13 protein-coding genes are annotated in these 16,259 nt (G+C 41.7%); 10 read left to right on the top strand and 3 right to left on the bottom strand.

Going from position 1 to position 16,259, the window contains the following annotated elements; genetic code table 11:
- Positions 1-141: 141 nt before the first annotated feature.
- On the top strand, positions 142-3,084 hold the full coding sequence (locus MTF68_RS15955) for a TonB-dependent receptor (RefSeq protein WP_248463037.1): 2,943 nt from the start codon (positions 142-144) through the stop codon (positions 3,082-3,084).
- A 282-nt stretch (positions 3,085-3,366) separates the two neighbouring features.
- On the opposite strand, the gene MTF68_RS15950 is transcribed toward MTF68_RS15955, so the two are convergent.
- Entirely contained in the window at positions 3,367-3,840 is a 474-nt protein-coding gene (locus MTF68_RS15950) for a Dps family protein (RefSeq protein WP_004585992.1), read from the bottom strand.
- Between the two features lie 346 nt (positions 3,841-4,186).
- Here MTF68_RS15950 and MTF68_RS15945 point away from each other — a divergent pair, with 346 nt between their 5' ends.
- Positions 4,187-4,396, top strand: a complete 210-nt coding sequence (locus MTF68_RS15945; RefSeq protein WP_024033977.1) for a hypothetical protein — start codon at positions 4,187-4,189, stop codon at positions 4,394-4,396.
- Here MTF68_RS15945 and MTF68_RS15940 read toward each other — a convergent pair.
- Entirely contained in the window at positions 4,393-4,998 is a 606-nt protein-coding gene (locus MTF68_RS15940; RefSeq protein WP_004585990.1) for an alpha/beta hydrolase, read from the bottom strand. The genes MTF68_RS15945 and MTF68_RS15940 overlap by 4 nt on opposite strands.
- Before the next feature lie 17 nt (positions 4,999-5,015).
- Entirely contained in the window at positions 5,016-5,552 is a 537-nt protein-coding gene (locus MTF68_RS15935; RefSeq protein ID WP_248463036.1) for a YaeQ family protein, read from the bottom strand.
- Between the two features lie 91 nt (positions 5,553-5,643).
- Between MTF68_RS15935 and ylqF the strand changes: the two genes are divergently transcribed.
- The 8 genes from ylqF to fusA all read left to right on the top strand — a co-directional run bounded on the left by ylqF (position 5,644) and on the right by fusA (position 16,068).
- Complete coding sequence (ylqF, locus tag MTF68_RS15930) at positions 5,644-6,588, top strand: ribosome biogenesis GTPase YlqF (RefSeq protein WP_054983594.1); 945 nt, start codon at positions 5,644-5,646, stop codon at positions 6,586-6,588.
- A gap of 565 nt (positions 6,589-7,153) precedes the next feature.
- A complete protein-coding gene (locus MTF68_RS15925) occupies positions 7,154-8,395 on the top strand; it encodes a porin (RefSeq protein ID WP_248463035.1) in 1,242 nt (413 codons plus the stop codon).
- Positions 8,396-8,406: 11 nt separating this feature from the next.
- Entirely contained in the window at positions 8,407-9,378 is a 972-nt protein-coding gene (locus MTF68_RS15920; protein ID WP_126008605.1) for a tripartite tricarboxylate transporter substrate-binding protein, read from the top strand.
- Between the two features lie 11 nt (positions 9,379-9,389).
- Entirely contained in the window at positions 9,390-9,857 is a 468-nt protein-coding gene (locus MTF68_RS15915) for a tripartite tricarboxylate transporter TctB family protein (RefSeq protein WP_004587461.1), read from the top strand.
- A 3-nt stretch (positions 9,858-9,860) separates the two neighbouring features.
- Positions 9,861-11,402 carry a tripartite tricarboxylate transporter permease gene (locus MTF68_RS15910; protein ID WP_248463033.1) on the top strand — a complete coding sequence of 514 codons (1,542 nt, stop codon included), beginning with the start codon at positions 9,861-9,863 and terminating at the stop codon, positions 11,400-11,402.
- Positions 11,403-11,413: 11 nt separating this feature from the next.
- The gene (locus MTF68_RS15905) at positions 11,414-13,036 is read left to right on the top strand and encodes a sensor histidine kinase (protein WP_126008603.1); all 1,623 of its coding nucleotides are present in this window, start codon (positions 11,414-11,416) and stop codon (positions 13,034-13,036) included.
- A gap of 16 nt (positions 13,037-13,052) precedes the next feature.
- Positions 13,053-13,778: a response regulator gene (locus tag MTF68_RS15900; RefSeq protein WP_248463031.1), complete on the top strand. Its 726-nt coding sequence runs from the start codon at positions 13,053-13,055 to the stop codon at positions 13,776-13,778.
- A 205-nt stretch (positions 13,779-13,983) separates the two neighbouring features.
- Positions 13,984-16,068 (top strand): elongation factor G, encoded by a 2,085-nt coding sequence (fusA, locus tag MTF68_RS15895; RefSeq protein ID WP_024033968.1) that lies wholly within the window; start codon positions 13,984-13,986, stop codon positions 16,066-16,068.
- Positions 16,069-16,259 lie beyond the last annotated feature (191 nt).

Genomic DNA, 16,259 nt, shown 5'->3' with positions numbered 1-16,259 from the left:
CTTCATCCCATATATCCTGCTGTTTGTACCTGACTAAATGCCTATTAAATAATGCGCATAGTGTCTTAAAATTATTCCACTTAATGTTGAAATGTTTGTAACCAACCAGTTACAAAAATAACATTTCAGGGACATTATAGTATGAAAAAAATAAATAACTTAGATAATCGTACATTTAAAAAATCTTCATTGTCTTTAGCACTTAGTGCGACAGTGCTTGCTGGCTTTTCTTTTCAAGGTATAGCCGCAGAAGAAGACGAACTAGAAAAAATAGAACGCGTGCAAGTGACGGGTTCTCGTATTCGTTCAGCCGAGGCGATGTCATCTGCACCGATACAGGTTGTAAGTGGCGAGGCAATTGATGCATCGGGTTCTTTAAACATCCAAAACCTACTGCTAGAAAACCCAGCATTTGGCTCTCCGGCTATTAGCCGCACTAACTCTAACTTTTCGACGGCAAGCGCGGGTGTAGCTACTGTTGATTTGCGTAACTTAGGTTCAAACCGTACTTTAGTACTTGTGAATGGGCGCCGTTATGTATCGGGTGTACCTGGTAGCTCAGCAGTTGATTTAAATACCATTCCTAGTCAATTTATTGAGCGCGTGGAAATTATGACCGGTGGCGCATCATCAGTATATGGCTCTGATGCGGTTGCAGGTGTAGTTAACTTTGTACTAAAAGATGACTTTGAAGGCGTAGAGTTTGAAGGCCAATACGGCGAATCAAGCGAAGGCGATGATGAATCGCGCCAGTTTTCTTTTACCTCGGGTTTAACTACGGGTGATGGCAAAGGTCAAGCCATGTTCCACTTAGGCTACTCAGACCAAGGAGCTGTGTTTTCACGCGACCGTGAGCGCTCTGCAGTAGACCAATTTTCAGGTATTTATTTTGAAGACGATCCGGCGGCAAACCCGGGTTCTATTTTTGAAGCCGTTAATCCGTTTTTCTCATCATTTCCGCCACAAGGGCGTTTTGATGCGGGCGATACACGCTTTACTTACGATCCAAACAACAACTTACAAGACTCGTTTAGCACCAATGGCGGTGACGGTATAGATGCCAACGGCTTTAACCGAAGCGGCGTACGTACCATTGCTATACCAACAGAGCGCTACTTATTTGCCTCAAATGGTAGTTACGAGCTAACAGATAAACACAGCTTCTTTTTTGAAGGGACGTACGCATCTAGTACCACTATTTCAGAGTTAGAGCCTTTTCCGTTTGCCTCAGATGACATTTATGCCAATGGCCGCGTGCCAATTGAGTTTGACGTAAATGGCGAAATGCTCAGAAATGCCTTTGTGCCAGATGATATCTACAATGCAGCAACAGACACCGACGGTGATGGTGCTAGAGATATCTTTTTTGCAAAACGTTTAAGTGATGTAGGTAACCGTGGTGCCCGTGCAGAGCGTGATACATTCCGCTTAGCTGTGGGCTTTCAGGGTGAGATTAACGACAGCTGGTTTTACGATACCTACTATGTGTACGGTAAAACGAAAGAGTCGCAAGTATCAGGTGGCTTAGTAAATGTACAAAGCTTTCGCCAAGGTTTAGAGGCGGTAATTGATAGCCAAGATTTAGATGCGGATGGCATTACCGATGAAGCGATTTGTATTGATGCAACAGCGCGTGGCTTTAATTGTGCGCCAGTAAACATTTACGGATTTAATTCACTATCGCAAGGTGCAATTGATTTTGTTAGTGCACCAAGTACGCTTTCTACGTCGGTAGAGCAAGAAATTATTGGCGGTAATGTCTCAGGTGATTTATTTGAGCTGCCTGCGGGTATGGTAGGTATTGCGGCTGGTTTTGAATACCGCGAAGAGTTTTCTCGCAGTGAATTTGATGCCCTACAGCAAGCAGGCTTAAATGCCGGTAATGCAATTCCTGCAACCGAAGGTTCTTTTGATGTAACTGAATACTATGTTGAGGCTAACATTCCTGTGCTGGATGCGGTAACAGTGAACGCCGCAGTCCGTTTATCTGACTACTCAACAGTAGGTAATACAGAAAGCTGGAACGTAGGTGTTGATTGGGAAGTGATGGATAGCTTACGCCTTCGTGCTACCCGTGCTCGTTCTACACGTGCGCCTAATATTGATGAGTTATTTTCACCGCCTTCGCAAACATTCCCTAGTGGTTTAAACGATCCATGTATAGGTGTTACAAACAGTGGCGGTGGCGCTGTAGGTGATGCGTGTCGTGCCGATGCGGGTGTTGCAAATAATATTGCATCAAACGGTGAGTTTACCCTTAACCAGTCTGATTTACAGGGTATTAGTGGTTTTAACCGTGGTAACCCAGACTTAAAAGAAGAAGTGGGCGACTCTGTGACTATGGGTGTGGTATTTACCCCAGAGGAGCTAATTTCGGGCCTTGACGTTACCCTTGATTACTTTGATATAGAAATCACAGATGCGATTGTATCTACACCGCGCCAATTTATTTTAGACCAATGTTATGGCGGTGGTGATGATAGCTTCTGTAGCTTTATAACTCGTCGTAGCGGCCCTTCTGGTAATAATAGCGCAGGTTCACTTGAGTTTATTGACAGTGGTGTATCAAATAGTGGTGGCTTAGGAACAGAAGGTGTTGATTTAACACTAACTTACTCTGCCGATATTGGCCCAGGCGCATTTAGAACTCGCCTTGCATACACTTACTTGATTGACGGTTACACTATTCCGTTACCGGGTGCGGATAAAGATGAGTTTGCTGGTGAAATTGGCGCATCTGAGCACAAAGCTAACTGGAACTTAGGCTATAAGCTTGATGACTTTGATTTTAACTGGAGCATGACCTACATAGGGGCTGCTGACTTTGATGATCAATTCTTAAGTGGCTTTGGTATACCTGCTGGCGGCGTGGGTATTGGTTCAGTAACCTACCACGATGTACAAGCAAGCTATCATATAAGTGACGCGGTAGAGCTATACGCCGGCGCTAACAATTTATTTGATAAAGAGCCTCCACGTATACTTTCAGGTGTAAGTGGCTCAAGCACAGGTACTGAAACCGACGCAGGTACGTATGACCCAATCGGGCAAACCTTCTATATTGGTTTTAGAAGTAAATTTTAAGCAGTTAATACTGAACAATTGTAGTTTTTCCAGCTTCACTTAATTAAGGAGCTGGTATTAACAAAAGCCCCAGCCGTTGCTGGGGCTTTTTAATGCAAGCGCGAAAAGGGTGGGCTGGTTTGCTTTAAAATTATTTATGCTCCGCTTAAACCAAAAACAACGCCACTGGTAACAGTGGCGTTGTTTAGTCGATAGGGGGCGCTAATATAGTATCCGAATCGCAAAGAAATTTACGATTCTCCCTATTTGTAGCCCTCCCCTTTTGAGGGCTTATTTTTTAGCTTAGTCTAAGTACGCTTTTAACATCCATACTAGTTTTTCTTGCTCTGAAATATAATCACCCATTAATGACGCTGTACCTTCATCATCTGCATCACCTGCTTGAGTAAGTACTTCACGTTGCATTTTAATTAGTGTGCTGTAGCCAGCTAATAGGTTTTCTACGGCTGCCGTACCATCGCTAATGTTTTTAGCTTCTTTAATTTCACTTACTTCTAAGTAATCAGAAAACGCATGAAGTGGCGCGCCATCTAACGTTAAAATACGTTCAGCAATTTCATCTACTTTTTCAAGCAGAAGGTTGTAAATCTCTTCAAATTTAATGTGTAATTCAAAAAAGTTACGGCCTTTAATATTCCAATGAAAACCGCGCGCATTCATGTATTGAATTTGGTAGCTGCTCAATAATGTATTGAGTGACTTAACAATGTCTTCGCTTTTTGCGCTGTTTAAACCAATTGCATTTACCTGTGACATACCTTGCTCCTTGATGAACCGTTTATTTATGAACTGATGATCATTATTGCTCAGTGCTATTAATTAGTAAAATTGTTTAAACCAGTCAATGCAATAGGTTTTAACTATTAATAACGTGCAGCGCAATAAATCACTCATACAATATAGATGGGTTGAATTTATTAAAATTCTACCCCTTAACAATAAAATAAAGACAAAACATGGATAAATTGTGATCTAAAACAAGTTTTCTACAAGGTTGAATATTGGCTATTTGATGTATTGATCTAAATCAGTAAATGCTTATGGCTGTAGCGCATAATTCACTCAAGCAAAATAAATATCTTAAATTTATTGGAGAGCGATTATGGATGCAAAAACAGTAAAACAAAATAAAGCAGAGTTAATAGTGGTAGGTATAGCCGTTATAGCATTTGTATTGGGGCTGGTGGCGCATTTAGCAGGCGCAAGTTTTGCCAATGCCGACACGTTTGGCTACATTGCCGCGCCAATGCCACTTATTTTGGGGGTGATATTTTTAATCAGTTATAAAATAGCAGAGGCGGGCGAAGACTAGGCTGCTTCGTTAAGGCACTTAATAATGTATTCAAGCACTTGGCGAGAATAAATCATACTGGTATGGCTTAAATGAAACACTTTATGCTCAGCCATGCCTTTAAGCTTGGTTTCGTCTAGTAAAACGGTGCCATCGGACTGACTGCCTTTGACAATTAACGGCATTAACCCAATGGGCAAATCGCCAGCAATACTGTAAAGCTTGGCCTTAAACGGCCAGTTACCATTTTTAGTGAGTAAAAACTCGACGCTGTTTTTTAAAAAGGTTTCAAACCCTTTTTGCTTCATCTTTTGCGCTATGTGGCTGCCTTGATGGGGTGTGCCAAGCGTAATCACTTTAGTTACATGGTGACTCGCTGGCGTGCCTGCCTCTAAGTAGGCGCGGGCAATTAATCCGCCCATAGAGTGACATACTAATGCAGAGGGCTCATCACCAATAAACTCATCAATTTGTTTAAATATGGTGCTTAAGTTAGGGTCGAGCGTATTGTAAGTGAGATTAAGTACTTTAACTCCAGACTGTTCAAGACGAGAGCAGAGCGGGCGCATAACAAAGCCCGACATATAAAGGCCGTGTAATACAATAACGTGGTTTATTTTCATACGCCCTTACCTACAATTTACATTAACTGTTGTGGTTTTATTTCGATATTAGCCGTATCAGAACTGACCCACAAATCACCATCTTGAACGGTAATGGTAAGTTTTATATTGCGGTCAGCTAAATCTGCAAGTGCCTGAGTGGCGGCGTAATCAAGGCTAAAAATACTTAAGTTTTTAAAATCGTACAACTTAGGTTGATGTTTTTGCCACCAAATAGCTTGGTTGTTTTCGCCATAGGTATAAAGCACCACTTTTTTAGCTTTATTGCAGGCTTTTTTAAGACGCTTTTCATCTGGCAGGCCCAGCTCAACCCACAGCTCTATCTCTTCACTGTAGTTTACATGCCAAAGCTCAGGTTCATCGTCGGCACTTAAGCCTTTGGTAAATTCTAAGCCATCACAACTATTTAGCGCATAGGCTAATAAGCGAATCATCAAGCGTTGCTCGGTTTCAGAGGGATGCTGTGCCAACGTTAAATTAAAATCTTGGTACACGTGACGGTCCATATCGCTTAACGATAATTGCGCTTTAATAATGGTAGATTTAAGAGCCATAATATCTAATCTAAAAAAATTTGCGCCAGTATAGCGCAATTAAATGAATTGCCAGTTAAAATAGCGTCAAATTATATGTTAGGAGTTAAAAATGGCTATCCAGTGGTTCCCTGGGCACATGAATAAAGCCCGTAATGAGATTAAAGAAATAATGCCGCAAATGGATGTGATCATTGAAGTGCTTGATGCACGCATTCCTTACAGTAGTGAAAACCCTATGGTAACTACGCTTCGTGAAGGCAAGCCGGTCATCAAAATTTTAAATAAGGCGGATTTAGCCGACCCTAAAATGACCCAAGCGTGGAAAGACTATTTTGAGCAAGAAAGTGGCGTAAAAGCGATTGCGTTTGGCCATGATAAAGCCGCTGAGGTGCACCGCATTAATGAGCTTTGTAAAAAATTGGTGCCACACAAAGTGGGCGCCGATAAGCAAATTAAAGCTATGATCATGGGTATTCCAAATGTGGGCAAATCAACGTTAATTAACGTATTAGCTGGGCGCATAGTTGCAAAAACGGGTAACGAGCCTGCGGTAACAAAAGCGCAGCAACGTATTAAGCTTGAAGACGGCATTATGCTTTACGACACACCAGGTATGCTGTGGCCTAAAGTAGAAAACGAGAACTCGGGTTATCGTTTAGGTGCCACTGGTGCAATACGTGATACAGCGCTTGAATACGAAGATGTGGCAAGTTATACCGCAGAGTATTTATTAAAAGCCTACCCAGAGCTTTTAAAAGCACGCTATAAAATAGATGAATTGCCAGAAAGTGACTGGGAGTTTGTAGAAATGGCCGGTAAAAAGCGTGGCTGTATTCGTGGCGGTAACCAAATAGACACCTATAAAATGTCTGAAATACTGATTAACGAATTACGTGATGGGATTATCGGCCGTATTACCATGGAAACCCCAGCCATGCGTGAGGAAGAAGAAATTATGGTAGCTGGCTTACGCGCCGCTGCAGAGGCTAAAAAAGCCGCTAAAGAAGAAGAGAAAAAACAGCGCCGTGCACGTGCACGTAAAAACCGCCGTTAATATGTGAATTTATGTGAGTATGTTGCTCACTAAATTACAGACATAAAAAAAGCCCGTAAGGGCTTTTTTAGTTTCATATCTACCGTCACCGATATGAGCAATGTAGCAAGTAAAATAGTAGGGCGGTTACTTATCATCAACATCAAGGGGCGTTGCGGTTCATAACAAGTAACCATAGCTGTTTACGTGCGCCACACGTTGTTTCAGGGTCGAGAAACAAATTAGTTCATTCCGTCACAAGTGGGTATGCATTCCCGCCTTGTTGATATTGATTATCAGTTAGATCTAATAAACTGTCAACACCTAAATGCAAATAATTCTTATTTTATTAAGTGCGTTTTTTAGTCATCGCATAGGTGTACTTCACGACCCTTCTTATTAGTTTTTGTTTATGTCTATTTTGTTCATGGTTTTTATGAACAAAATGTACTTTACCGTCATCAATGCACCTTTCCCTCAAAATATTTCGTTAATTTCACGTTAACAATAAGCTGCGCTTTAGATAGCAGTTTGTCGTCGCTTATCTACCTGACAATAAAGATACAAACACAGCGTGGAGAAAATAATGAAAGCAAGTAACACACAGCTCGCTTTAGCAATTACAGCAGCGTTGGCTAGCACATCAGCTTTAGCCGATAACGATACTCAAAAACTACAAGCACAATTAGATGCATTGCAAAAAGAAGTTAACTCTTTAAAAACATCAAGTGGCTTTAATTTGGAGTTTGGAGGACGAGTACAGCTTGATTACAACTATTTTGAAGGTGCCTATAACGCAGGCAATGACGGCTCAGGTGGAAGCGACTTCTTCCCTCGTCGTATTCGTACCTACGTAGAGAGCGAGCATGGAAACTGGGATCACAAATTACTTTTAGAATTTGGCGAAGGGGATGCCGAAATTGTACTTGCCCGCGTGCGTTACGCCTTTGAAAACGGTCTTAAAATTAAAGCGGGTAAAATCCGTGAAGACATGTCGCTAAACGCACTTACTAGTTCAAAGCACATTAATACTATTGAGCGTAGTACGCTTGCTAATACTTTCTCGCCTTTTTTCCGTTGGGGCGTATCTGCTTATCAATACTTTAAAGACTCAGGCTTTCGATATGCCGTTGGGGTTTATAAAAATGATGCCTTTGGTGCAACGGGTAACGATGAAAACGACCGTCTAACACTTGCTATTACAGGGCGTGCTACGTGGTCAAGTGCAGCACCTGGTGACGTGATTCATTTAGGTGCATGGCATTCATACCGTGATATGGGTGGCAATGAACTAGGCGAGCGTTTTGCGCGTGGTGAAGTGCGCGAAACTAATGTACGCCTTGTTAATTATGCTACAGGCGGCACAGCGGTAGCACTGGATAGCTTATCACAGTCTGGGCTTGAATTTGCTTTTCAGGCTGACTCTTTAACATTAGAGGCAGAATACGCAAGCCGTGCTTTAGATGCGCTCAATAGCAGCGATGATCTAGATGGCGAGCGCTTTGACGGCTTTCATATCTCAGCAAGTTACTTTTTAGGGGGTGAGCAACGACAGTATAAAGCTGGCTCTGCACTATTTGTACAACCTAAAAATATTAAAAATGCATGGGAGTTAGTTGCTCGAGTTTCGCAAATGGATGCAACGAGTAAAAACCAAGGTAGCGAAGTAACTACCTACACACTTGGTACAAGCTATTACGTTAGTAGTGACATTAAATTTATGGGCAATCTTATCTACAGCGATGTAGATGGCCCAGGTACCGCTGCGCTTGTAGGTGATGAAGACTCTGGTATGGGATTTAGTGCACGTATGCAGTATTTATTTTAAGGGGACACACAATGAAATTATTTAAGTCAGTTAAAACAACATTATTAGCGGCATCATTAGTACTAAGCAGCCCTATGGCATTGGCCGATATTCACTTTTTAGTACCAGCAGGCCCAGGTGGCGGATGGGATACAACTGCGCGCGGTGTAGGTGAAGGTTTAGTAAAGGCTGGCATTGATAATAATGCGTCTTTTCAGAATATGTCGGGCGGTGGCGGCGGGCGCGCCATTGCCTACTTAATAGAATCAGGTACTAAAAAAGGCGATATATTAATGGTTAATTCAACGCCTATTGTATTGCGCGCCTTAACGGGGAAAATTCCCTATAGCTACCGAGATTTAACTCCCGTAGCCAATATGATTGCTGATTTTGGTGCCTTTGTTGTTCGTAACGATTCGCCCTATAAAACCTGGCAGGATGTTATTAAAGCGCTTAAAGAAGACCCAAGCTCAATTAAAGTAGCGGGTGGTTCTGCCCGTGGCAGTATGGATCACTTAGTTGCTGCACAAGCGGCTAAAGCAGGCGGGGTTGATGGCCGCAGAATTCGTTACATTCCTTACGATGGCGGTGGTAAAGCAAAAGCTGGTTTACTCTCTGGTGAAGTAAACTTACTTTCTACCGGTTTAAGCGAGGCGTTAGAAGTTGCAAATGGCGGGCAGGCGAGGGTGTTAGCAGTTACATCGCCAGAAGCTTTAGCGGATTACCCTAAAATACCTACGTTAAAGTCGATGGGTTACGATATGGAGTTTGTTAATTGGCGCGGCTTTTTTGCTGCTCCTAATTTACCTGCCGATAAACTTGCTCAATACACCGAGAAACTTCGTAAATTACAATCAACTCCTGAGTGGGAAACTGTTCGCGCACGAAATGGCTGGTTAAATCTCTTTCAAGAAAAAGATGAATTTATCCAGTCACTCGAAAAACAAGAAGCACAGCTTAAAGTGGTAATGCAAGAGCTTGGCTTTATTCGTAAAGCGGATTAATCGAGGTTTTTATGATGAATCGCGAACTACTAGGGCCAAGTTTATTCTTGGCGCTATTTACACTCTACGCCATTGTGGCGTGGCAAATTCCACTATTACCATTTGAAGAATACGAAACGGTTACTTCTGCTACATTACCAAAAGTATACGCAGCTTTTGGCATTGTGGTGTGCTTGCTTTCTATCGGTTCTACTTTGCTTAAGCCAAACGAAAAAGCGGCAGAAAACCAGCCTCTAGAAAAGTCGCATGTCGTACGAACTTTAGGCTTATTAGTTTTAATGGTGATTTATAGTGCAATGTTGGAGCCTGTTGGCTTTTTAATCTCGACCAGCGCCTTTTTATTAGCGGGTTTTTTTGTAATGGGTGAAAGGCGCAAGAAGATTCTATTGTTTGCCTCTATTCCTGTTGCCGTAGTGTTTTGGTTTTTGATGACTCAAGTATTAGGTATTTACTTGGTTCCGGGCGATTTATGGAGTTAAGTTATGTTTGATGGAATTATGCTTGGTTTGTCGACCGTGCTCGACTTTAATAATTTAATGTACGTGATAGCAGGCTGTTTGGTGGGTACTTTTATTGGTATGTTACCTGGGCTTGGGCCAATAACTGCTATTGCATTGATGATCCCTATTACTTACAGCATAGGTGCTGATTCAGGGATGATTTTAATGGCTGGGGTTTATTATGGCGCTATTTTTGGTGGCTCTACATCATCCATTTTAATAAATGCGCCAGGGGTGGCGGGTACGGTGGCTTCATCTTTTGATGGCTATCCGTTAGCAAAGCAAGGGCATGCTGGTAAAGCCTTGGCTATTGCCGCTTACTCCTCATTTATAGGTGGAACTATAGGCGCCATACTACTTATGGTTGCCGCACCTCTACTAGCAAAGGTGTCGTTGAGCTTTCAATCTCCTGATTATGTTGTGCTAATGTTTTTAGGTTTAACAGCTATTGCTGCATTTTCAAATAAAGGCCAATTTTTAAAAGCAATGATGATGACAGTATTTGGTTTAATGCTGGCAACGGTAGGTATAGATCCATCCTCGGGCACCGAGCGATTTACCTTTGGACAAGCCGACTTACTCGATGGTATTAGCTTTTTATTAATTGCAATGGCAACGTTTGCACTTGCTGAGGCATTAATTAATGTTGTTAAGCCAGAGAAGAAAGACGCTAAAAGTCTTAATGATTCAGATACGCCGCAAATAGGTTCAACTAAATTAACAAAAGGCGAAGTTAAAGATATGGCGCCGGTTGTTGGCCGTTCGTCATTTTTAGGATTTATTGTTGGTGTTTTACCTGGCGCAGGAGCCACTATTGCAAGCTTTATGGCCTATGCCACTGAGCGAAATTTGGCACCTGAAGGCCTAAAAGAAAAATTTGGAAAAGGCTCTTTACGTGGTCTTGCCGCTCCTGAGTCTGCAAATAATGCAGCATGCACAGGCTCATTTGTACCTTTATTAACATTGGGGATTCCTGGCTCTGGCACGACGGCCATTATGCTAGGAGCATTAATAGCATATGGTATTCAGCCAGGCCCTATGCTCATGCAAGAAAACCCAAGTGTATTTTGGTCTGTCATTGTAAGCATGTATTTTGGCAACATTGTTTTATTGATTTTAAACCTACCTCTCATTCCTTATTTTGCAAAAGTATTAGCAATGCCAAAGTCGGTATTAACCATTATGATTTTGTTCTTTAGTTTAATTGGCGTGTACTTGGTGTCGTTTAACACATTCGACTTATTTATGATGGTTGGTGTTGCCTTGGTTGCGTTAATATTACGCCTATTGGCCTTTCCAATGGCTCCTTTGTTACTTGGCTTTATTTTAGGCGATATGATTGAGCGAAACTTTCGTCGCTCAATGATGATTTCGGATGGCTCATTAAGCTTTTTATGGGATAGGCCACTCACATTAAGTATTTTTATACTTTCTATTTTAGTGTTGTTGTTCCCATTAAAAGATTATTTGAAGCAGCGCCGTGCGGATAAAACAGCTTCTAGGTTACAGCAAGAGCAAGCTTAATAAGGACGTTAATGACAAACACCAACAAACCAAGCCCATTGCAGAGCATGGTAAAAAAACCTAAACGATTAGAAACACGTTTAATTATTTGGGTAACTGGGCTATGTGTTTTACAAGCAATATTGTTTGGGGCGTTGGTGTATCAGCTTACGGCGCAAAGTTTACATAATCACATAGGTGATAAAGCACTCGCTGTAGCAAGTAGTGTCGCAACACGAACTGATGTAATAAATGCGTTAGAGGGAAAAGGTGATTTAACAGCATTTAATTTGCAAATAGAGAGCCTTACGGAGCTAACAAGCGCTGATTTTATAGTGGTTGGCGATATTAATGCACTGCGTATAATACACCCTGATGAGCACAAAGTTGGCAAACCTATGGTTGGAGGTGATAGTCAGGAGGCCCTTCAAGGCGAGCGCTATATATCGGTAGCTCATGGCAGCATGGGGGAGTCAATTCGCGGTAAAGTACCTGTATATAATGCTAACAATGAAATTATAGGCCTAGTGTCTGTTGGTTTTTTGGTGCAATCAATTGATCCGCTTATTTTATCTCGTAGTGCTGAAATACTTATTTGGGGGCTGATGCTTGTTGGTTTAAGTATTATTGCCGCGGTTTATATTGGTCAACGAGTACGTAATGCTATATTTGGTTTGCAACCAGATGAGATAGCAAGATTATTTTCAGAGCAGGATGCTATTTTAAATACTGTACGTAGCGGCATTATTGCACTGGAGCCTGATGGAACCGTGCGTAAACTAAATCAACGTGCCTGCGAAATTCTTGATAAGCCTACATCTACAATTCATAAAAACCTTACTCTAGAAGACCTATTGCCTGAGCATGCTGAGTTTTTACTGCGCAATCAAAGCCGCAAAATTGTTGGATTTGAGTTATTTGCTGCAGATAAACGAATTATTTTATCGCGGTTTTCTTTACAAGTTCAAGGTCAGGATGATGGTATTTTGCTCAGTATGCGCCCGTCTGATGAACTGGAATATTTAAGTCAGCAGCTAACAAAAGTACAAGCATTTGCTGAGTTACTTCGTGTTCAAACACATGATTACTCGAATAAATTAAACCTAATTGGTGCTTTAGTACAAATGGGCAAAAACGAGCAAGCAATTGAACTTATAGGGCAGGAAAGTCAGGGTTCTCAAGCACAAATTCACAACTTACTTGAGCGGATTCAAGACCCCGTATTAGCTGGTTTATTGGTGGGAAAATACCACAAAGCACGAGAGCTTAATGTTGCTCTTGAGCTTAACCAAGATAGTTTGCTTGGTGTTATAGAACGTAAGGATATGCTTGAACGAGTGGTTTCTATTTTAGGCAATTTAATAGATAACGCCATTGAAGCTGCTATTAGAGCATCTGATACTCGCCCTGCTAAAGTAAGGGTAACAGTTGACGAAACCAGTCAAACTTTATTGTTTGATGTGGAAGATACAGGGTTTGGTTTAGGCTCTGATCATGAAGTCATTTTTACGCCTCAATTTAGTTCTAAGTCTGGGGCGCAACACGGTATTGGTTTGTACTTAGTAAAAACCAATTTAGACTCCTGCCGTGGTAGTTTAGAAATTGGTGAGTCGGATTTATTAGGGGCGCGGTTAAGTGTTTATATTCCAAAATAATAAGAGTAATTAAGCAATGACCTATTCTGTAATTATAATTGAAGACGAAGTTGAAGTTGCACAGCTAATTGCCCAGTATTTATTACTGCCGGGGGGCGCTGCGGGAAGTCAAATTGCAAAACAGGGTTTACGCCAAGGACAGTACCAAGTGGTTGGAATTGCAGGTAATTTAAGTACTGCAATAGCTCTGTTGCAAGCGATAGAGGCAGATCTTATTTTACTCGATATACATTTACCTGATGGTAACGGACTCGATTTATTATCAGATTTACGGCGTCGTGAAATTAAGAGCGAAGTGATGCTACTAACGGCTGCCAAAGAAGTTGAAACACTTGAAAAAGCAATGCAACTTGGTGCCTGTGACTTTTTAGTTAAACCGTTAATGTTAAATAGATTAGATCAAGCTCTTTCGCGCTTTGAGGCGCGTCAACAGTGTTTTTCTGATGCAAACGAAGTGACCCAATCAATGGTTGATGTGTTATTCGGCTCAAAAGAGAAAAAGCAGGGTGCTATTAGGCTGCCCAAAGGCGTTGACCAACTTACATTGCAAAAAATTCATGATGCATTCGTACAGCATGATTCAAGTGCATTTACTGCTCAGCAAATGGGCGATTTAGTGGGGGTAAGCCGCTCAACTGCTCGTCGCTATTTAGAGTTTTTATTAGAGTCTGAAAAGTTAAGTGCTGATCAAAGCTACGGTAGTATTGGCAGGCCAGAGCGTTGTTACAAAATAATTAAGTAACTGAGCGCTCTTCAGATTACAAGAATAAAACATAATCTTTTTAATGGGTTACATAATAATCAGTGCTATTTAACCAGTGCTTGATGTAAATCTAGAAAAATTTTATTGAATTGATTGCATTTTAAGCGACTTGTATGGTGATGTTCGCTTTAAGTAATGCTATACTCCCGCCGAATAATTTATCGACTTTATTAAGAGTAAAATAATGGCAGATTTATCGAAGTACAGAAACATTGGTATTTTCGCGCACGTTGATGCGGGTAAAACCACTACTACTGAGCGTATCCTGAAGCTTACAGGTACTATCCATAAAACAGGTGAGGTTCATGATGGTGAATCTACTACTGACTTCATGGATCAAGAAGCTGAGCGCGGTATTACTATCCAGTCTGCGGCAGTAAGCTGTTTCTGGAAAGATCACCGTTTCAACGTTATCGATACTCCTGGACACGTTGACTTCACAGTTGAAGTTTACCGTTCACTTAAAGTATTAGACGGCGGTGTTGGTGTATTCTGTGGTTCTGGTGGTGTTGAGCCACAATCAGAAACTAACTGGCGTTACGCTAACGAATCAGAAGTTGCACGTATTATCTTCGTAAACAAATTAGACCGTATGGGTGCTGATTTTTACCGTGTAACTGAGCAAGTACGTAAAGTACTTGGTGCTGTACCACTAGTTATGACTTTACCAATCGGTATTGAAGATGACTTCGTTGGTGTTGTAGACGTTCTTACTAAAAAAGCATACGTTTGGGATGACACTGGTCTTCCTGAAAACTACGAAATCACAGACGTTCCTGCAGACATGGTTGACAAAGTAGACGAATACCATGAAATGCTTATCGAAACTGCTGTAGAGCAAGACGATGACCTAATGGAAGCGTACATGGAAGGTGAAGTACCTTCTTTAGAAGATATCAAGCGTTGTATCCGTAAAGGTACTCGTGACCTTGCTTTCTTCCCTACATTCTGTGGTTCTGCATTCAAAAACAAAGGTGTTCAACTAGTACTTGACGCTGTTGTTGATTACTTACCATCTCCTACAGAAGTTGACCCTCAACCTCTTATGGATGAAGAAGGTAACGAAACTGGCGAGCATGCAATCGTATCTGCTGATGAGTCTTTCAAAGCATTAGCATTTAAGATCATGGATGACCGTTTTGGTGCATTAACATTCGTACGTATTTACTCAGGTAAACTTAACAAGGGTGACACTATCCTTAACTCGTTTACTGGTAAAACAGAGCGTGTTGGCCGTATGGTTGAGATGCAAGCTGACGAACGTAAAGAGTTAACTAGCGCACAAGCTGGTGACATCATTGCAATCGTAGGTATGAAAAACGTTCAAACTGGTCACACTCTATGTGATCCGAAAGACAAAGTAACTCTAGAGCCAATGGTATTCCCAACTCCAGTAATCTCGATTGCTGTACAGCCTAAAGATAAAGGCGGTAATGAGAAAATGGGTATTGCTATCGGAAAAATGGTTGCAGAAGATCCGTCTTTCCAAGTTGAGACTGATGAAGATTCAGGCGAAACTATCCTTAAAGGTATGGGTGAGCTTCACTTAGATATCAAAGTAGATATCCTTAAGCGTACTTACGGCGTAGACCTTATTGTTGGTCAACCACAGGTTGCTTACCGTGAAACTATCACTCGTGAAATCGAAGATAGCTACACGCATAAGAAACAATCTGGTGGTTCTGGTCAGTTCGGTAAAATTGATTACCGCATCAAGCCAGGCGAAGCGAATTCAGGCTTCACGTTCACTTCATCAGTTGTTGGTGGTAACGTACCGAAAGAATTCTGGCCTGCAGTTGAGAAAGGCTTCAAGTCAATGATGAACGAAGGTGTTCTAGCTGGCTTCCCAGTACTTGACGTTGAAGTAGAACTTTTCGACGGTGGCTTCCACGCCGTGGATTCATCTGCAATCGCATTCGAAATCGCTGCTAAAGGCGCTTTCCGTCAATCGATCCCTAAAGCGGGCGCACAACTTCTTGAGCCAATCATGAAAGTTGACGTGTTCACGCCAGAAGATCACGTTGGTGACGTAATCGGTGACCTTAACCGTCGTCGTGGTATGCTAAGCGACCAAGAAGCTGGTTTAACTGGCGTTCGCATTAAAGCAGACGTTCCGTTATCAGAAATGTTTGGTTACATCGGTTCACTACGTACAATGACATCAGGTCGTGGTCAGTTCTCTATGGAGTTCTCACACTACGCAGCATGTCCACAAAACGTAGCTGACACTGTAATCGCTGCAGAAAAAGAGAAAAAAGCAGCTAAGTAATTAGCTCTGTAACTCTTTAAAAAAACCCGCACATGTTGCGGGTTTTTTATTGCCTACGATTTAATTACTCTTTGAGTTAGCGTCTCTCAAAAACAGTAATACCAACATTAGCAGCCTAAATAAAAGGCTGCTTAAAGCGGTGCGCAATATATGGTATTTAAAGCTGAAGTGACCGTAGGAGCAATGGCTGC

The organism is Pseudoalteromonas sp. 2CM37A, assembly GCF_023161885.1.
Taxonomy (GTDB): Bacteria; Pseudomonadota; Gammaproteobacteria; order Enterobacterales; family Alteromonadaceae; genus Pseudoalteromonas; species Pseudoalteromonas atlantica.
This window is presented reverse-complemented; position numbering and strand designations above follow the sequence as displayed.